Below are 18167 nucleotides of genomic sequence, written 5' to 3'. Positions count from 1 at the left end.
TCAGCATGTCCGTCGAGGACCGGGAGGAGTTCCTGGCCGGTCTGCACGTGGGAGTACTGGGCGTGGACGATCCGCGCGGCGGTGGCGGACCGCTGCTGGTCCCGCTCTGGTACGACTACCAGCCCGGCGGGCTGGTCACGGTGCAGACCGGGAGGAACGCGCTGAAGGCCGGGCTCATCCGGGGCGCGGGGCGGTTCAGCCTCTGTGTGCAGAACGAGTCGGCCCCCTACCGCTACGTCAGCGTGGAGGGCCCGGTGGTCGCGGTCGAGGACCCGGTGCCCGCGGCCGACCGCGAGGCCCTGGCCCACCGCTACCTGGACGCGGACACGGCGTCGGCGTACCTGGAGGCCAACCACGAGCAGTTGGCCGACGACATCCTCATCCGCATGCGGCCCCAGCGGTGGCGCACAGCCGATTTCGCCGCCTTCGCCGCGGCGTTCGGCTAGCGGGCAGCCAGCCGGAGGTCACCCAGCCGGAAGTCACCCAGCCGGAAGTCACCCAGTCGGGCGGTCCGGATACCGGCGGCGGCAGCCGCCAGGTGGTTCGCGCACGCAGCAGAGACGGGATATTCCGATGGTCACTCATACGATGGCGCATCCCGCGACGGTCTGGAACGCCGAGATGGCGGGGTACGCACGCGATCGCGGTCTCCATGAACTGTTCGACGCACAGGCGGCGCGCCGCCCCCGGGCGACCGCCTCCGTACAGCACGGCCGCACCCTGAGCTACGACGAGCTCAGGGTCCGCTCCGACGCACTGGCCGCCCGGCTGCACGACGCCGGGGTGCGGCACGGCGACAAGGTCGGTGTGTGCGGCAGCCGGTCGTTGGAGGCACTGGTCGCCTTCCTGGGCATCCTCAAGACCGGCGCGGCGTACGTCCCCCTGGACGACGCCTCCCCACCCGGGCGGCTCCAGGCGATGGCCGAGGACGCGGGGGTGCACACCGTCGTGACGCTGCCCGGCAGTGTCTGCCGGGTCCGGCGGGTGCGGACGCGGATCGACCTGGGCGGCCAGGCGCCGAGCCGACCCGCCGCCGCTCCGCCGCAGGTCCGGGTACGGCCCACGGACTGCGCCTATGTGATGTTCACCTCCGGCTCCACCGGGCGTCCCAAGCCGGTGGCGGTCCCGCACCGTGGCGTCATCCGGTTGGCCGCGTCCGACCTGGTCTGGCAGCGCCCCCGCCCGGGGGAGCGGGTGCTGCACGCCTACGGCCTCTCCTCCGACGCCTCCACCATCGAGATCTGGTCCTCGCTGCTGGGCGGCGCCTGCCTGGTCGTGGCCGACCAGGAGGAGTTGCTGTCCCCGGCCGCCCTGGAAGCGCGGCTGGTCTCGGAGCGGGTCGGCATCGCCTATCTGACCACCGGGGTGTTCCACCACATCGCGCGGACCGGGCCGTCGGCGCTGCGGTCCCTGCGGTTCGCCTCGGCGGGCGGTGAGGCGATGGACCCGGAGCTGACCCGCGCGGTACTGGCGGCCTGCCCCGACACCACCGTGGTCAACTTCTACGGTCCGACCGAGAACAGCGTGGTCTCCACCGCACACCTGGTGGACGCCCTGCACCCCGAGGCGACGGCCGTACCGATCGGCCGCCCGCTGGAGGACTCCAGCTGCCATGTGGTGCGGGCGGACGGCACCCTCGCGGAGGCCGGCGAGGAGGGCGAACTCCTCGTCGGCGGCGACGGGCTCGCCCTGGGATACCTCGGGGACCCGGAGCTGACCGCCGAGCGTTTCATCGACAACCCCTTCGAACCCGGTTCGAAGCTCTACCGCACCGGCGACCGGGTGGTCCTGCGCGAGGACGGCGTCCTGGAGTACCGCGCCCGGGTGGACCGGCAGATCAAACTGCGGGGGCACCGCATCGAGCTGGACGAGGTCGAGGCACGCCTGCGGGCGGACGACGCGGTGGGCGAGGCCGTCGTCGAGCTGGAGGGCGACACCCTGATCGGCTACGCGACACCGGCCCGCCCCGGGCAGGCGCTGCCCGTGGACCGCATCCGCAGAAGCCTCGCGGCCTGGCTGCCCGCAGCAGCGGTGCCCGCGCGGCTGGTGGAGGTCCCGCAGTTCCCGGTGACCTCGGCCGGCAAGGTCGACCGCCGCCGGCTGCGCGCCCTGGCGGCGCCCTCGGACGCGGTCCCGCCACCGGTCCCGGCCGGGACCCGGGGACTGGGCCCGCAGGACGCACTGGCACAGGTGTGGCAGGTGGTGCTGGGCGTGCACCCGGCCCCCGGGGACGACTTCTTCGAGATCGGCGGCGACTCACTGCTGGCGGCCGAGGTCGTCACCCGTACCCTCACCGCCTTCGGCCTCGACCCCCGGCACGGCAGGACCCTGGTGCACAGCCTGCTGCGAGCCCCCACCCTGGAGGACTTCACCGCCGCCGTCACCGCCGCCGACGGCCACCACCACGACGGCGACGCCGACGCCCACACCGTGGACTTCCGGGCCGAAGCGCGGCTGGGCTTCACCCTGCCGCCCCGACGAGGGCCGGAGCCGGACTGGCAGCACCCGAGGGAGGTACTGCTGACCGGCGCCTCCGGATTCGTCGGCGCCTTCCTGCTCGACCGGCTGCTGCACCGCACCGACGCCCGGGTGCACTGCCCGGTACGCAGCCGCGACCACGCCCACGCCCGGCAGCGGGTGCTGCGGAACCTGGCCCGCTTCGGTCTCGCCACCCCCGAGGCCGCCGACCGCATCGTGTGCTTCCCCGCCGACCTCGCCGAACCCGGCCTCGGCGTGGAGCCCGGCCGCGCCGCCGAACTCGCCGACACCCTCGACCTGGTGATCCACTCCGCCGCGCAGGTCAACTTCCTCTACCCCTACGAGGAACTGCGCCGGGCCAATGTGGAAGGCACCCGGCAGCTCGTACGGCTGGCGGCCGAGCGCGGCGTGCCGGTGCACTTCCTGTCCACCATCGCGGTGCTGGCCGGCTTCGGCACCGCCGGCGTGCGGCACGTCGACGAGGAGCTGCCCCTCGACCACGCCGACCAGCTCACCATGGGTTACGCCGAGAGCAAGTGGGTCGCCGAAGAGGTGCTGCGCGACGCGGCGGCCCAGGGCCTCCCGGTGGCGGTCTACCGGCCCTACGAGATCACCGGCGACCGGCGCACCGGCGCCTGCAACACCGAGACCGCGATCTGCTCGCTGTTCAAGACGATCGCGGAGACCGGGCTCGCCCCCGACATCCCGCTGCCGCTGGACTTCGTCCCGGTGGACTACCTCTCCGAGGCGGTGGTGCACATCGCCACCGGGCACCGCGCGACCGACCGGACGTACCACCTGACCAACCCCCGCGCGGCGAGCCTGCACGACATGCTCGACCGGATGCACGCCGACGGCCACCGCATCCGCCGACTGCCCTACGACCAGTGGGTGGGCGAACTCGTCCGCCATGTCGCGCAGCACCCCACCAGCCCCACCGCGCCGTTTGTGTCGCTCTGCGTGGACCGGTGCCGGACGGCGGACATGTCCGTCAAGGAGATGTACTTCGAGGGCACCTTCCCGACCCTGGGACGCGCCAACGTCGAACGTGACCTGGCCACCGCCGACCTGCACTGCCCGCCGGTCGACGCGGAACTCCTGGACCGCTACCTGGAGTACTTCCACGCCACCGGCTACATCGAGCGCCCCTAGCCGCCCCCGAGCACCCGGTACGGCAACCCGGAAGGGACCGAGCATGACCCCACAGCCACTCAGCGCGCCGGGCCCCGAGCCCGAGCGGGGCGTGCTTGACTTCCCGCTCCCCCCGCCGGGCACCATGGGGCCGCCCGAGGAGTACGTCCGGCTGCGGGAGAGCTGCCCCATGGCCCGGGTCAGGATGCCGATGGACGCGACCGCCTGGTTTGCCACCCGCTACGACGACGTCCGGGCACTGCTCGCGGACCCCCGGCTGATCAGGCCGACCATCAACGACTGGCCGCCGCGCCCCGACCAGGCCGCCGACGCCCGGCCGGGGCTGGTCACGATGTCGGAGCTGGACGGCCCCCGGCACCGGTCGCTGCGCCGGGCCGTGGCCCAGCCGTTCAGCTCCCGCGCCGTCCGGAACCGCCTGCCGCGGCTCCGCGAACGCGCCGAGCAGTTGCTGGAGGCGTTCCAGGCGGGCGGTCGGTGCGGCGACCTGGTCGCCGGGTTCACCGCCCCGTTCCCGCTGCTGGTGCTCTGCGACCTGGTGGGTGTCCCCTACCAGGAGCGGGACCGCTTCCTGCCCATACTGGACGCGGCCCTCAGCGGGATGGTGACCTCGGAGGAGGGACGCAGGGTCACCGACCTGCTGCGCGCCTATCTGTCCGAGCTGATCGACCGGAAGCGGAGCCGGCCCGGCGACGACGCCCTGACCCAGCTGGTCCGCCAGTGCGACGAAGGAGCACTGTCCCATGACGATGTGCTGGCCTTCGGACTGTCCATGCTCACCGTCGGCTTCGGCATCAGCGGCATCTTCCTGGCCAACTCGGTGCACACCCTGCTGGCCCGCCCGGAGCGCTATGCCCGGCTGCGCGACCACCGCGAGCTGCTGCCCGGCGCGGTGGAGGAACTGCTGCGCTATGTGCCGGTGATGAACGGCGTCGTGGTGCTGCTGGCCACCGAGGACATCGAGGTGCGGGGGCAGACGGTCCGCAAGGGCGAGGCCGTGCTCCCGGTGCTGGCCTCCGCCAACCGGGACGAGCGGGTGTTCACCGACGCCGACCGGCTCGACCTCGGCCGGACCGGGAACGGCCATCTCGCCTTCGGCCGGGGAACCCACAACTGCTTCGGCGCGCACCTGGCACGCGCCGAGCTGACGGTCGGGCTGGAGGCGCTGCTCGACCGCTTCCCGGGGCTGCACCTGCCCGAAGGGCGGGAGCCCAGCTGGGACGACGAATCCCTGACCAAGTCACCGCTGACCCTCCCGGTCAGCTGGTGAACCCGGCCCGGCCGCCCCGCCCCCGACCAGCGGAGGACCACCCGTGACCAGCACACCCCCGGAACCCGTCACCGACCCGCCCGCCACCGGGAAGCCCGCCACCGGCGCCCCCCTGATCGACATGCCCGTCCCGCCGCCGGGCACCATGGGACCGCCCACCGAGTACGCCCGGCTGCGCCGGGACTGCCCGCTGGCCGAAGTCCGGCTGCCGATCGGCGCCACCGCCTGGTACGCCACCCGGTACGGCGACGTCCGGGCACTGGTCGCGGACCCCCGGCTGGTCAGGCCGACCATCAACGACTGGCCGCCGCGCCCCGACCGGGCCGCCGGCGACGAACCCGGCCTGACCACGATGATGGAACTGGACGGCCCCCGGCACGCCGCCCTGCGCCGGGCCCTCGCCGAGCCCTTCAGCGTCCGGTCCGTCCGGGGCCGGCTGCCGCGCATCCGGCAGTCGGCCGACCGGCTGCTGGCGGAGTTCGTCGGCGGCGGTCGGCCCGGCGACCTGGTCGCCGGGTTCCTCGAACCCTTCCCGCTCCTGGTGATGTGCGAGCTGGTGGGCATCCCCTACGCGGAGCGCGACGACTTCCTGCCCATGGCGGACGCCGCCCTCGGCGCGATGGTCACCCTGGAGGAGGGCCGCGAGGTCACCGCCCGACTGCGCGGCTACATCTCCGCGCTGCTCGACCGCAAGCGGCGCGAGCCCGGCGACGACATCCTCAGCGGGCTGGTGGGCGAGTGCGGGCGCGGCAGCCTGGACGCGGAGAGCGTGGTGAGTTTCGGACTCTCCATGCTGGTCGCCGGCTACCGGACGAGCACCATGTTCCTGGCCGACTCGGTGCACACCCTGCTGGCCCGGCCGGACCGGTACGCCCGGCTGCGCGACCGGCGCGAGCTGCTGCCCGGCGCGGTGGAGGAACTGCTGCGCTATGTGCCGGTGATGAACGGCGTCGTGGTCCTCCAGGCCGTCGAGGACCTGGAGCTGCACGGCCGGACGATCCACGCCGGTGACGCCGTGCTGCCCGTACTCGCGGCGGCCAACCGGGACGAGCGGGTGTTCGCCGACGCCGACCGGCTCGACCTGTGCCGCGCGGACAACCCGCACCTCACCTTCGGCCGGGGGACGCACAACTGCATCGGCGCGCACCTGGCACGCGCCCAGATGACCGTCTGCCTGGAGGCGCTGCTCGACCGGTTCCCCGACCTGCACCTGGCCGATGGACACCGCCCCACCTGGGACGACCAGGCCCCGAGCAAGTCGCCCCTCACCCTCCCGGTCTGCTGGTGAACCACTCCCGGCCCGGCCGGGGACTTCTGGCGGACGAGCCGCCCGACCCGGCCTGACCCTCACCGCGTACACCGCCGCGCCCGGCACCCCCGAGCACGACGCCTTGCGACTCCTCGCCGGCTGGGCCGCCGCCGAGGACACCGCCGCCGAGAACACCGCCGCCGAGGACACCCCGCCCATGAGCAGGTCCGGGGCCCGGCCGAGGTGAGCCCGGACGCCGCCATGACGGTCTCTGAGCGATCTCCAACGGTTGAGGACCCCGGCAGGATGCACCGGGGTCCTCGATGTGGGGTGTGCTGGAGCGGTTACGGAAGCCACCGCCCTGCGCGACCCGGCGCCGGGCCGGCGCGGACGGCCGCGTTCAGCAGGTCTGCCACAGGCGGCCCATGACGCGGACCCCGAAGCGCAGCCCCGCCACGGGTACGCGTTCGTCGACGCCGTGGAAGAGGCGGCCGTAGTCCAGGTCGTGCGGGAGCTTGAGCCCCTTGAAGCCGAAGCAGCGGATGCCGAGCTTGGTGAACGCCTTGGCGTCGGTGCCGCCCGGGTTGCAGTACGGGACCGGGTGGCCGTCGGGGTCCTCGGCGCGTACGGCGGCGCACATGGCGTCGACCAGGGGGCCGTCGAAGGACGTCTCCAGCGCGATGTCGTGGTTGACCCACGTCCGGCTGACGGACGGGAGGAGCAGCGCGTCGATGGTGTCGAGGAGCTCCTGTTCGTGGCCGGGCAGGAACCGGCCGTCCACCCGGGCGGTGGCGCGGCCCGGGATCACATTGGTCTGGTAGCCCGCCTGGAACATGGTGGGGTTGGCGGAGTTGCGCAGGACCACCTGCATGAAGTCCCCGACCGGGCCGAGCTGCGGCAGGGTCCGCTCGATGTCGTTCTCGTCGAAGTCGACTCCGTACAGGCGCGCGGCCTCCGCGAGCAGCGCGCGGACCGGTTCGATGAGGCGGATGGGGAAGGTGTGCCGTCCGATGCGGGTGAGGGATTCCGCGAGGTCGGTGACGGCGTTCTCGTCGTTCGGTGAGGAGCCGTGGCCGGCCCGGCCGGTGGCGGTGAGCTCCATCCAGGCCATGCCGCGCTGGGCGTTCTCGATCGGGTAGAGGCGGCGGGTGCCGTCGATGGCGAAGGAGAACCCGCCGCCCTCACCGATCGCCTCGGTGACCCCTTCGAACAGCTCCGGCCGGTGCTCGACCAGCCAGTGCGCGCCGAACCTGCCACCGGCTTCCTCGTCGGCGAGGAAGGCGAGCACCAGGTCACGGGAGGGGCGGGTGCCGCTGCGGGCGAAGTGCCGGGCGGTGGCCAGCATCACGGCCACGGTGTCCTTCATGTCGATGGCGCCGCGGCCCCACAGGTAGCCGTCGCGGATCTCGCCGGAGAACGGCGGCACCTGCCACTCGTCCGGGTCGGCGGGCACCACGTCGAGATGGCCGTGGACCAGCAGGGCACCGCGGGCCGGGTCGCTGCCGGCGATCCGGGCGATGACGTTGGCCCGTCCGGGGGCGCTCTCCACCAGGACGGATTCGATACCGGCCTCGGCCAGCACGCCCGCCACCCACTCGGCGCAGGCGCGTTCGTCACTGGTCGGGTTGGAGGTGTCGAAGCGGATCAGCTCGGCGCAGAGGCTGACGGCCTCGTCCTGGGCGTCGTCGCCCGCAGGACGGAACGCCTGGCCGGAGCCACCGGTGGTCACGGGGCCGGCGGGGCTGACGGGGTCGGTGGGGCTGACGGGGTCAGTGGGGCTGACGGGGTCGGTGGGGCTGACGGGGGTGTTCATGCCGCTCCCACCGGGGTGGTCTCGTCGGGGACGGGGACGGTGGCGCCCGCGTCGTCCAGGGTGGCGGTGGTGCCGTACGGCTTGATCCAGCCGAGGCAGCCGAGGACGCAGTACAGGCCGAAGGCGGTGAGCAGCGAGTTCACAGCCGGTATGCCGTCGGTGACGAACTTGCCGACGCAGAACGCGGCCGCCCAGATGACCAGCGACATCGGCACCCAGGTGGGCGAGGTGGTCGGCAGGGTCTCGGCCTCGCGGGTCTCGTCCAGCGGCCGGCGCATCCGGCGGACGACCCAGTACTCGGCCACGATGATGCCGCCGATGGGCGGGATCGCCACGCCGAGCAGCGACAGGAAGGCCGTGAAGTGGTTCATGACGCCGATCGCGGACAGGATCGTGCCGGCGATGCCGAGCCCGATGGTGACGACTCCCCGGTGCAGGCGCTTGCCGAAGACGACCTGGAAGAAGTTGACGACGCCGAGCGAGGAGCCGTACAGGTTCCAGTCGTTGATCTTCGCGGTGGACAGGATGACCACGATCACGCCGATCGCGCCGGAGGTGGAGAGCACGATGTGGGTGACGCTGTTGCTCTTGACCAGGTGGCCCAGGAGCACGCCGACCATGCCGACGATGTACTCGGAGAGGATCATCGACGAGGCGCTCTGCACGAAGACGTGCCAGGACTTGCGGTTGTAGCGGGTCATCTCGGGAGCGACGATCGCGCCCGTCATATAGCCGCCCGCGATGGCGGTGGCACCGACCGCGAGCGGGATCGTTGCCCCGGACGGCGGGGCCTTGATCAGCTCGGAGACCGAGTGGTCCATCAGCGCGCTGGTGATGGACCAGGCGACCAGTGCGAAGAAGAGCGGCGTGGCGATCTTCGCGAGCAGTGCCATGTACCGGAAGCCGAAGATGACCAGGACCGTGATGGCCGCACCGGCGACCACGCACCACAGCCAGGGCGGCCCGCCGAGCAGCGCGGCGGTGCTGTTGGCGAAGATCGTGTTCTGCACGCCGAACCAGCCCACCAGGCTGACCGCGATGACGAAGCTGACGAGCGCCGAGCCATTGCGGCCGAAACCTATCCAGCGGGTCAGCAGCGGGGTCGCCAGGCCCTCGCGCATCCCGGCCACGCCGATCAGGAAGATGACGATCTCCAGGATCACGGCGCCGAGGGTGAAGGCGAGGAAGGCGTTGCCGAAGGTCATGCCGACGCCGATCGTGGCGCCGAGGGTGAACTGCGACAGCGAGCCGGACTGGCCGAGCCACTGGAGCAGCATGGTCCAGAATCCGAAGCGCGCGTCGCGCGGGACCCGGGAGGACGCGTAGTCGTCACTGCCGATGCCCTTGGCGTGCCCGGCGCTGTCCGCGACCCCGGCGGCCGGGACGGAGGAGGTGGCTCTCATCAGGACTCCCGGGATTCGTGGCCGAACGTCTGGAGGTGGGCCAGCGACCCGTAGCGGTTGACGAGGCTGCCGAACTCCGCCGCGTCGTGGAAATCGAGCCGGCCCTCGCCGTAGGACTTGGCGACCTCGACGGCGTAGCGGGCGGCGGACGCGATGTCCGTCTCGTGGCTCGCGCCGGTCTGGCAGCCGGGGACGGCCGCCGCCGAGGTGATCGCCAGACCGGCCACGGGGGCGGTCGTGGCGGTGGACGGCTGAAGAATCGAATTGATGTGATGTACCCCGATACCGTACGGGGTGATGTCCTGCGTGGTCACGGGGAACGTGACCAACGGCTCACCGGTGACCACGGCCAGCAGCTCACCGAGCTGCTCGCTCACCCGCAGCACCCACCCCTCCTTGACCACCGGGGACAGGGCCAGGCCCTTGTGGTTCACGATCCGGTTGCCCTTGGTGGTGTCGATGGAGAGCACGGCCTCCATGTCGCCGGTCACCTCGTGCCGGTTCATGGTGGCGATGTCCACGGGCGAGCCCATGAACGGCACCGGGTCGTGCGGCTCGGTCGGCGCGCTGGGGCAGATGTGCGTGGCGACGACCACGTCACCGGGCAGCCGGTCGCCGCGGCGGCGCATGTCCAGCAGCTTGGCACCGGCGGCCAGCGCGGCGGCGGCACCGTCGGCGTCGGACACCAGGCCGGTCACACCGGGCCGGGCGCCGACCCCGCCCAGGCGGCCGATCACACCGAGGGTACGGGCACTGCCACCGGCGGCGCGCCCCCGGTGGCCGGGAACGCGCAGCAGGACGAAGTCGGTGGAGCCGCGCTCACCGGAGACGGTGGTGACCTCGGCACCCGACCCCTCGGCGCCCGCGACGCCGTCGAGGTACTCCACGACCTGCTTGCCGGAGGCCCCCGGATCGTCCAGCAGATCCACGATGTCCAGCACGTACTTCAACATGGGCGGCTTCTCTCACTCATCCAGGACTCCCGGCGGCACGACTTCCGACGGCAGGACTTCCGACGGCAGGACTTCCGGCGGAACTCCGGCCGGGGTGCCTGGCAGGTACTGACAAGCAGATTCGGGATCGGATAGCGTTGAGCACAACAGTTTCCCGTTATCTGCAATACAAGTCTGAATGGTGAGATGGTGAGATGGCGATGGCCGAACCCGATGCCGACCGGATGGACCGGCGGACGCCGGCAGGCGCCCTGCAGACCGTCGACCGGGCCCTGCTCGTCCTGCTGGCCTTCGAACGGAACCGGCCCGACTGGGGCGTGACCGAGATCGCCCAGGAGTTCGGCTGGGACACCTCGGTCGCCCAACGCCTGCTCGCCACCCTCGCCGGGCGCGGCTTCCTCGTCTCCGACCCGGCCACCCGCCGCTACCGCATCGGCCCCGCCGTGCTGCGCCTGGGCCGGCTCTGGGAACGCTCCGGATCACTGGAACTACTGGCCGGGCCGGTCCTGGCGGACCTGCGCAGGACCACCGGCGACACCGTCCTGTTCTGCCTGCCCGACAGCTTCCACATGCGCTGCGTGGCGGCGGAGGAGGGCGTGGCCGGACCGCTGCGCTACTACCCGCTGGTCGGAGAGCTCTATCCGGCGCACGCCGGCGCCACCAGCAAGTCCTTCTACGCCTTCCTGCCGGACGAGCAGCGGCACCGGCTCTTCCGCGGCCGGCCCATGGCCCGCTTCACCGACCGCACGGTCACCGACGCCGACCAGCTGGAGCAGGAGTTCCTACAGGTCCGCGCCCAGGGCTACGCCTGGACGGTCGGTGAGTACGACGCCGGGATCGCCACCGTCGCGGTGCCGGTGTTCCTGGGACGCGAGCCCTACGGCAGCCTCAGCCTGGGCGGCACCCCGGAACGCTTCCCGAACGGCCCCGAGGACCGCCTCGCCGCGCTGCGCCGCTCGGCCCAGCTGCTGGAGAAGCGGCTCACCACACCGCCGCAGCACACCCGCCGCCGGCCACGGAGCTGACCGGGCCCCCACAGCCCGCCCCCACCACCACCGACCCCACCGCCCCGTGAGGACCACCCCCATGGACCTTCTGCTGCTCTCCAACTCCACCCAGCACGGCCACGGCTACCTGGAACACGCCATGGCGGCCGTGACCGCCTTCCTGCCCCCCGCCGCCCGACTGGCCTTCGTCCCGTACGCGCTGGCCGACCACGACACGTACACCGCCCGGGTGCGCGGCGCCCTGGAACCGGCCGGGATCACCGTGCGCGGCGTCCACGAGGGCCCGGACCCGGTCCGCGAGCTCGCCTCCTGCGACGCGGTCTTCGTCGGCGGCGGCAACTCCTTCCGGCTGCTCAGCGCCCTGTACCGCACCGGACTGCGGGACGCGATCGGCACCGCCGTGCGCGCCGGGACGCCGTACCTCAGCGCCAGCGCGGGAACCAACATGGCCGCCCCCACGCTCCGTACGACCAATGACATGCCCATCGTCCAGCCGCCGTCCTTCGACGCGCTGGGCCTGGTCCCGTTCCAGATCAACCCGCACTACCTGGACCCGGACCCGCACAGCACCCACAAGGGCGAGACCCGCGAGGAGCGGCTGACGGAGTTCCTGGAGGAGAACGACGTCCCCGTCCTCGGCCTGCGCGAAGGCTCCTGGCTGCGCGTCACCGGGGACCACGCCCAGGTGGACGGCGAACGCCCCGCCCGCCTCTTCACCCGCACCCGCCCGCCGCGGGAACTCCCCACCGGCACCGACGTGTCCCACCTGCTCGCAACCGCTCCCCGCTTCGACACCCCGGCCCGGTAGCGGCGGCAGCACCCGCCGACGGTCCGGGACCGTCGGCGGGCCGCTGCGGCTGCGGCTGCGGGGCCCTCGTCCTCCGCAGCATGGCATCCGGCACCGTCACCGCCGCAGTGGTTTTCACCGCCGGTCTTCCCGACCGACCGCCGGGCGGACGCTCGCGTTCGCCGCTCCCGGGGCTCAGGCGGACACGGCGAGGTTCTTCTCGAACGCGGCCAGGTAGTTCGGCAGGTGGTGGTCCTTGATGCCGTCGGTCTCGGGGGCGAACATGTCCTGGCGGAAGCCCGTGACCCGGTCCTTCAACCCCGCCACGAGCGGCATGGTCTCGTGGAGCTTCCCGTTGGCGTCGAAGTAGCGCAGGGTGTCGACGTGTGTGTAGGCCGGCTCGGGCGGGAGCTGGGGAACGATGTCGTTGTTGTTGACGAAGCGGTAGCAGCGGTCCTTGAAGGCGGTGTTGTGCGCGGCGGTGAGCAGCCGTTCGCAGGTCCGGGGCTGGCCGTAGGTGTAGACGCCGTCGGGCAGTCGGCGCGGGTCCTCGAAGTAGAAGTGGGCGCCGGCCAGCATGGCGAGGGCGCCGCCGAGGCTGTGGCCGGTGAACCAGATGCTCTGCCCGTTGGTGCGCAGCTCCTGGACGGTGTCCCGGATCTGGGGGTAGACGGACCGCAGGGCCTGGTTGAAGCCGTAGTGGACGAAGCCCTTGTCCGCCGGCCCGGGGACGGGCGGGGTGTCCACGTCGGTCAGCCAGTCGTAGATCTTCAGGACCTCGGTGCCTCGGAACCCGGTGACGATCATGCGGTCGCTGGCCATCACATAGGCCTGGGTGTCCTCGATCGGGAACGGCATCCGGTGCGTCGACTCAAAGTGCCGCACCTGCCCGAAGCCCCATGCGTGCGCCTGGTTCTCGATGCCGTCCGGGTCCTGGGAGGCCAGCCCGGCCGCCCGCGCCATCCAGTAGGCGTGGGCCAGGGAGTAACGGGTTGCTGAGTGGTCCAGGGCGGGGATGGCCATCGGTGTCCTCCGGGAAGCCGCAGCGGGTCGCTCAGCAACCTAGCCCTGTACACGAACGAAGAGACGGCGGCGGGGCCCACCGCCACCCGTACGGACGCGGCGGCGCCACCCCCGCCACCGGCCTCGTCGCATGAGGCGTCGTGAGCCTCCTCGTCCGCAGCGGCTGACCCGGGCCTGGTGCTTACTGATCCGCTGGTCTGGTCATCAACCACACCTGCTCCGAGACCGCCCTCAACGCCCAGTGGAAGCTTGTGCCCAAGGGGACCGGTTACCAGCTGGTGGTCAGGTCCACCGGAAAGTGCCTGAACGTCAAGGACGGCGTCGGCTCGGGCCGCCCGCTCGTCCAGTACACCTGCTCCCCGAACGGCGCGGCCGACGACGTGTGGCTGGTGGTGTGGGAGCCGAAGCTCTGAACCCGCTGCTCCGGCTTCCTTCCTGGCGGAGCACCACGGGGTTCACGGCCCTCGGCTCTCGCGCTCTCGGCATGACCGTCCGCGCTGTCAGCGAGCGAGCAGCCCCGCCACCTCGGGGTGGTCGATCGCGGCCGTGAGCTGCCGGGTGAGCCGGATGGCCTCGGCGGCGAGGTCGACGTCCCCGGAGTAGCCCTCGTTGAAGACCAAGTAGAGGACGCGCAGCACGGTGGCGACATCGCCGGGCTGGTCGAACCGCGCGCCCGAGACGGTGCGCTTGGCCCGGCTGGTGCGCTGCGCCATGGTCGCCTCGGGCACCAGGTAGGCCCGGGTGATCGGGGCGGGTGGTCAGCCCGCCGACCGCGCGCAGCGTGAGCGCGACTGCGGACGACCGGGTCAGCGACGGGTGGGCGCACAGGAAGTAGAGCTGGAGCGTGTCGTCCACCGCAGGGGTGGGTCCGGGCGCCGGCTCCTCGTCGACGATGACCTCCCGCCCGCCCCGGGGGCGGCCGACAGCTCCCCGGCCGGCTCGATGGCGCGCTCGTAGCTGTCGACGTCGATCACCATCCAGCCGGCGATCAGGTCCTCGGTCTTGGCGAACGGGCCGTCGGTGACCGGCGGGCGGCCCTCGCCGTCGTACCGGACGAACGTCCCCTACGGTGACGGAGCCGGCCACGGGTTCTCGACTTCGGCGTCCGATTTTCTTGGCTCTTGTCGGTGAACCCGGGTGAGCCGTCTCGCGGTGCCCCGGGCGCGTCGGCTCGTCGACCGTGCGTGGTCGGCGGACGCCGGGCCGGTGGTCGAGCCAGAGATTCACCTGTTCGAGTGAACCATGTTGGATTTCTCGGGCGGGGGGCGATCACCGGCTGGATAGTGGGGGGACTGCGGGAAGTCCGAGTTCGGACCCGGATCGGGAATGCGGTGGCATATCGCTACCGCATTCCGTTTGCGCCATCCGAATCGGCTCCTGCGTTCACTGCGGATAAACAGATTTCGTATTCCTCGCTGTTCGTGGTCTCAAGTCACCCCATGGGAGGACACATGGTCGGCACAGCGCATCAGAGCGCCGGTGTGGAAGGCGTGGAAGGGGGTGTCGGCCTGACCGCTCTCCTGGTCGCCGCGGCACGGGCGATCGAGACCCACCGCCGCGACAGCCTGGCACAGGACGTCTACGCAGAGCACTTCGTGCGTGCCGCACCGGCATCCGCGGGCTGGCCGATCCATTTGCAACAGGTTCCGGACGGGGATGCGGACCCGCTGTGGGGGCGATTCGCGCGCTACTTCGGCCTGCGGACGAGGGTGCTCGACGACTTTCTCCTCCGGTCGGTGCACACCGGCGCCCGCCAAGTGGTCCTCCTCGGGGCGGGGTTGGATTCGCGGGCGTTCCGACTCGATTGGCCTCCCGGCTGCGTGATCTTCGAGATCGACAGGGAAGGCGTGCTGGCGTTCAAGCACAAGGTGCTCGGCGGGCTGTCGGCCACCCCGAAGGCGGCGCGCGTACCGATCCCGATCGATCTGCGCGCCGACTGGGTCCAAGCGTTGACCGGCGCCGGCTTCGACCCGGCCGCACCGAGCGTCTGGCTGGCCGAGGGGTTGCTGTTCTACCTGCCCAATGCCGCCGAGACGTACCTCATCGACATGGTGGACCGGTTGAGCGCGGGGGGAAGTGCTCTCGCATTCGAGGTCAAGCTTGAGAAGGACTTGCTGGAATACCGCGACAGCCCGATCTACACCTCGACAAAGAACCAGATCGGCATTGACCTGCTCGACCTGTTCGACGGAGAGTCGCGGCCCGACTCCGCAGGTGATCTGGCGGACAAGGGCTGGTCCACATCGGTCCACACCCCCTTCGACTTCACCCGGCAGCTTGGACGCGGCCCGCTGCCCGAGCAGAACGACGCGCTGGCGGGCAACCGGTGGGTGTTCGCGAACAAGCCTCGGCCGTAGCTCCGCCGTCAGGGAGCCCCGGTGCGCGGTTCGCCGCGCGGGTCGGCCACGGCGGTGCGGTGTCCGTGGCCGACCGTCGGGGGGCGGTCGTTCGGAGTCGGTACAGACAAGCAGCCGGTACAGACAAGAAGTCAGGACAGACAAGCAGCGGCGTTGAATGCCTCGCTCATCGGCTCCTCCCCTCCGGAACCAGGACGGGTTTGACCACGCGGCCCTCCTCGCAGTCGCGTTCGGCCTCGTTGATGTCGGCGAGTGGGTACGTCCGGATCAGCTGGTCGAAGGGGAACCGCCCGGCCTGCCACAGCCCGGTCAGCCGTGGGATCAGCAGTCCTGGCACCGCGTCCCCCTCGCAGATGTGGGAGATCCTCCGGCCCCGGTCCAGCGCCCCCGGTTCGAGTGGCAGCGTGGTGTGGAGCCGCGCCACCAGGCCGAGGTGGCCGGTCGGGCGCAGGGCCCGGAGCGCGTCGTTGATCAGCTGGGCGGAGCCCGTGGTGTCCAGTGCGTACTGCGCGCCACCGTCGGTCAGTCGCTGGATGCGGTCGGGCAGGTCGCCCGATGCGGCGTGCAGCGGGAGCGCACCGAACCGCTCGGCGAGGACCAGCCGTTCGGGGTGCCGGTCGACGGCCACGGCCACCGCCCCGGCGGCGGTGGCCGCCATCACCGCGGCCAGGCCCACCGCTCCCGCGCCGAAGACCGCGATGGTGTCGCCGGGGCCGACGCCGAAGGAGTTCCAGACCGCTCCGGCGCCGGTGAGGAAGCCGCAGCCGAGCGGTCCGAGCAGTTCGACGGGCAGTGCGGAGTCGACCCGGACGGCATTGCGGGCCTGGACCATCGCGTACCCGGCGAACGAGGACTGGCCGAACCACCGGGGGGCCAGTTCGCCCCCGGTCGCGTCGGTGAACCGCGCCGCGTTCTCCTTGCGCCCTCCGAAGAGGTTGAGTGAGGCGAAGGAGTCACAGTAGGCGGGAGCCGCGGCCATGCAGCTCCGGCAGTGTCCGCAGGAGTCGAAGCTCAGCACGACATGGTCGCCGACGCTCAGGCCGGTGTCCGGGCCGCCCGTCTCCACCACGACCCCGGCCCCCTCGTGGCCGAGCACCGCCGGCAGCGGCGAGCGGCCCGCCGAACGCCGGACCGCGAGATCGGTCCGGCACATCCCGCAGCCCGCGATCCTGACCAGGATCTCGCCGTCGGCCGGCCCCGCGTCCAGGATCACCTCCTCGACGGCGAATCGGCTCTCGTACGAGCGCAGCACCGCCGCGTCGAACCTCATGGTCGCGTCTCCTCCGGACGGTGCACCACGAACGGCCTGAGGTTCCCGTAGAGCCCCCACGGCCCGCCCGCGACGCCGACACCGCTCTCCTTGATGCCCGCGAAGGGCTGGGCGAGGGACAGTTCGGCGTGGTGGTTGATCCACGCCGTCCCGCACTCCAGCCGGTCGGCCACCGCCTCGGCCCGGTCGAGGTCGGTCCCCCATACCGAGCCGCCCAGCCCGAAGCCGGTGCCGTTGGCCGCCGCGACGGCTTCGTCAAGGCTCCCGTACGGCAGCACTGGCAGGACGGGACCGAACTGCTCCTCCGTCACCACCGGGCTGTCGGGCGGGACATCGGCCAGGATCGTCGGGGCGAAGAAGTAGCCCGGTCGGTCCAGCCGGTGGCCACCGGCCACGGCTCGGGCGCCGTCTGCCAGGGCCTGGGCCGTGTAGCGCTCGACCCGGGCCAGTTGCGGGGCGTTGTTGACCGGCCCCAGCTGCGAGCCCGGGTCGAGCCCGGCCCCGACGACCGCGCTCTTGGCGCACTGCGCGAGGGCCTCGACCACCTGCGGGTAGAGCCGGGCCGGGGCATAGACGCGCTTGACCGCCATGCAGACCTGCCCGCAGTTGCGGAACGCCGCCCAGAACAGCCGGTCCGCGACCCGCTCCACATCGACGTCCTCCAGCAGGATGGCGGCGTCGTTGCCGCCCAGCTCCAGGGTGACCCGGGCGAGCGAGGCCGCCGCGCCCTCCGCGACGGCCCGTCCGGTGGGAATCGAACCGGTGAAGGTCACATGGCGCATCCCCGGATGGGAGGCGAGGCGGGCCCCGAGGGGTTCGCGACCGGTGACGATCGTCAGGACGTCCTCGGGGAGGGCGGTGGAGATGACGGACCCCAGCAGCCGGGTGGCGAGAGGCGTGAACGGGGAGGGCTTGAGCACCATCGTGTTGCCTGCGGCGAGCGCGGGCGCGAACTTCGCCGACGCGAGCTGGAGGGGAAAGTTCCACGGGACGATCGCGGCGACGGGCCCCAGCGAGCGCCAGCGGACCTCGCTGCGCACCGGCCGACCGTCTGCGATCGGCTGGGGCCCGGCGTCCAGCGCGGCGAAGTAGCGCAGGCGAGCCGCCGTACGGGCGATCTCCGCGGAGGACTCGGCCAGGGGTTTGCCCTGTTCACGGGTGAGCAGCGGAGCCAGGTCGCCCCCGGCCGCCTCCACGGCGTCGGCCGCCGCGAGCAACGCGGTGCTGCGGGCGACGGGGTCGGCCCGCCAGCTCAGCCATGCCTTGTGAGCCCGGTCGACAAGGGCGTCCAATTCGTCCGGCTGCTGGTCGGGAGCCTCGTCGAAGGCCTCACCCACGGCCGGATCGAGGACGGCGAAGCGGCCGCTGCGGGTCCCAGGTGCGCGATGGGGCTGACGTGTCGGCATGC

At 72.0% G+C, this 18167-nt stretch carries 14 protein-coding genes and 3 pseudogenes; 9 read left to right on the top strand and 8 right to left on the bottom strand.

What is annotated here, in order from left to right; translation table 11 throughout:
* The first annotated feature begins 5 nt into the window (after nt 1-5).
* The 5 genes and pseudogenes from ACIQGZ_RS19530 to ACIQGZ_RS19510 all read left to right on the top strand — a co-directional run.
* The gene (locus ACIQGZ_RS19530) at nt 6-446 is read left to right on the top strand and encodes a pyridoxamine 5'-phosphate oxidase family protein (protein ID WP_402603276.1); all 441 of its coding nucleotides are present in this window, start codon (nt 6-8) and stop codon (nt 444-446) included.
* Nucleotides 447-588: 142 nt separating this feature from the next.
* Nucleotides 589-3630 (top strand): amino acid adenylation domain-containing protein, encoded by a 3042-nt coding sequence (locus tag ACIQGZ_RS19525; protein WP_402603275.1) that lies wholly within the window; start codon nt 589-591, stop codon nt 3628-3630.
* Between the two features lie 43 nt (nt 3631-3673).
* Nucleotides 3674-4897, top strand: coding sequence for a cytochrome P450 (locus tag ACIQGZ_RS19520; protein WP_402603274.1), 1224 nt, complete (start codon nt 3674-3676; stop codon nt 4895-4897).
* Between the two features lie 43 nt (nt 4898-4940).
* Nucleotides 4941-6185, top strand: coding sequence for a cytochrome P450 (locus tag ACIQGZ_RS19515; RefSeq protein ID WP_402603272.1), 1245 nt, complete (start codon nt 4941-4943; stop codon nt 6183-6185).
* Between the two features lie 40 nt (nt 6186-6225).
* Nucleotides 6226-6393: pseudogene (locus tag ACIQGZ_RS19510) on the top strand (transcriptional regulator); the annotation flags it as partial.
* A 153-nt stretch (nt 6394-6546) separates the two neighbouring features.
* Here the strand turns inward: ACIQGZ_RS19510 and ACIQGZ_RS19505 are convergent.
* Genes ACIQGZ_RS19505 through ACIQGZ_RS19495 form a run of 3 tightly spaced genes read right to left on the bottom strand, consistent with a single transcriptional unit; the run spans nt 6547 to nt 10315 of the window.
* Complete coding sequence (locus ACIQGZ_RS19505) at nt 6547-7959, bottom strand: M20/M25/M40 family metallo-hydrolase (protein WP_402603271.1); 1413 nt, start codon at nt 7957-7959, stop codon at nt 6547-6549.
* Complete coding sequence (locus ACIQGZ_RS19500; protein ID WP_402603270.1) at nt 7956-9362, bottom strand: cytosine permease; 1407 nt, start codon at nt 9360-9362, stop codon at nt 7956-7958. The genes ACIQGZ_RS19505 and ACIQGZ_RS19500 overlap by 4 nt, the downstream gene beginning before the upstream one ends.
* The gene (locus ACIQGZ_RS19495) at nt 9362-10315 is read right to left on the bottom strand and encodes a DUF1177 domain-containing protein (RefSeq protein WP_402603268.1); all 954 of its coding nucleotides are present in this window, start codon (nt 10313-10315) and stop codon (nt 9362-9364) included. Before ACIQGZ_RS19495 ends, ACIQGZ_RS19500 begins: the two co-directional genes overlap by 1 nt.
* A 194-nt stretch (nt 10316-10509) precedes the next feature.
* Between ACIQGZ_RS19495 and ACIQGZ_RS19490 the strand changes: the two genes are divergently transcribed.
* On the top strand, nt 10510-11340 hold the full coding sequence (locus ACIQGZ_RS19490; RefSeq protein ID WP_402603266.1) for an IclR family transcriptional regulator: 831 nt from the start codon (nt 10510-10512) through the stop codon (nt 11338-11340).
* Nucleotides 11341-11401: 61 nt separating this feature from the next.
* Nucleotides 11402-12130 (top strand): dipeptidase PepE, encoded by a 729-nt coding sequence (gene pepE / locus ACIQGZ_RS19485; protein ID WP_402603264.1) that lies wholly within the window; start codon nt 11402-11404, stop codon nt 12128-12130.
* A gap of 174 nt (nt 12131-12304) precedes the next feature.
* Here the strand turns inward: pepE and ACIQGZ_RS19480 are convergent, their stop codons facing one another.
* The gene (locus ACIQGZ_RS19480) at nt 12305-13132 is read right to left on the bottom strand and encodes a lipase family protein (RefSeq protein WP_402603263.1); all 828 of its coding nucleotides are present in this window, start codon (nt 13130-13132) and stop codon (nt 12305-12307) included.
* A gap of 197 nt (nt 13133-13329) precedes the next feature.
* Between ACIQGZ_RS19480 and ACIQGZ_RS19475 the strand changes: the two genes are divergently transcribed.
* Complete coding sequence (locus ACIQGZ_RS19475; protein WP_402603418.1) at nt 13330-13545, top strand: RICIN domain-containing protein; 216 nt, start codon at nt 13330-13332, stop codon at nt 13543-13545.
* A gap of 93 nt (nt 13546-13638) precedes the next feature.
* On the opposite strand, the pseudogene ACIQGZ_RS19470 reads toward ACIQGZ_RS19475, so the two are convergent.
* Nucleotides 13639-14044: pseudogene (locus ACIQGZ_RS19470) on the bottom strand (DUF6596 domain-containing protein); the annotation flags it as partial.
* A pseudogene (locus ACIQGZ_RS19465) lies at nt 13939-14196 on the bottom strand (YciI family protein); the annotation flags it as partial. The pseudogenes ACIQGZ_RS19465 and ACIQGZ_RS19470, both read right to left, overlap by 106 nt.
* Nucleotides 14197-14583: 387 nt before the next feature.
* On the opposite strand from ACIQGZ_RS19465, the gene ACIQGZ_RS19460 reads away from it, so the two are divergent.
* Nucleotides 14584-15489, top strand: coding sequence for a class I SAM-dependent methyltransferase (locus ACIQGZ_RS19460; RefSeq protein WP_402603262.1), 906 nt, complete (start codon nt 14584-14586; stop codon nt 15487-15489).
* Between the two features lie 166 nt (nt 15490-15655).
* Here ACIQGZ_RS19460 and ACIQGZ_RS19455 read toward each other — a convergent pair whose 3' ends face one another.
* Nucleotides 15656-16759 (bottom strand): NAD(P)-dependent alcohol dehydrogenase, encoded by a 1104-nt coding sequence (locus ACIQGZ_RS19455; protein ID WP_402603261.1) that lies wholly within the window; start codon nt 16757-16759, stop codon nt 15656-15658.
* Entirely contained in the window at nt 16756-18165 is a 1410-nt protein-coding gene (locus ACIQGZ_RS19450; protein ID WP_402603259.1) for an aldehyde dehydrogenase family protein, read from the bottom strand. Before ACIQGZ_RS19450 ends, ACIQGZ_RS19455 begins: the two co-directional genes overlap by 4 nt.
* Nucleotides 18166-18167 lie beyond the last annotated feature (2 nt).

Origin of the sequence: Streptomyces sp. NPDC092296, assembly GCF_044755465.1 — a bacterium.
GTDB lineage: Bacteria > Actinomycetota > Actinomycetes > Streptomycetales > Streptomycetaceae > Peterkaempfera.
Note: the sequence above shows the minus strand (reverse complement) of the source record. Positions and strands in the feature narration are given on the sequence as shown.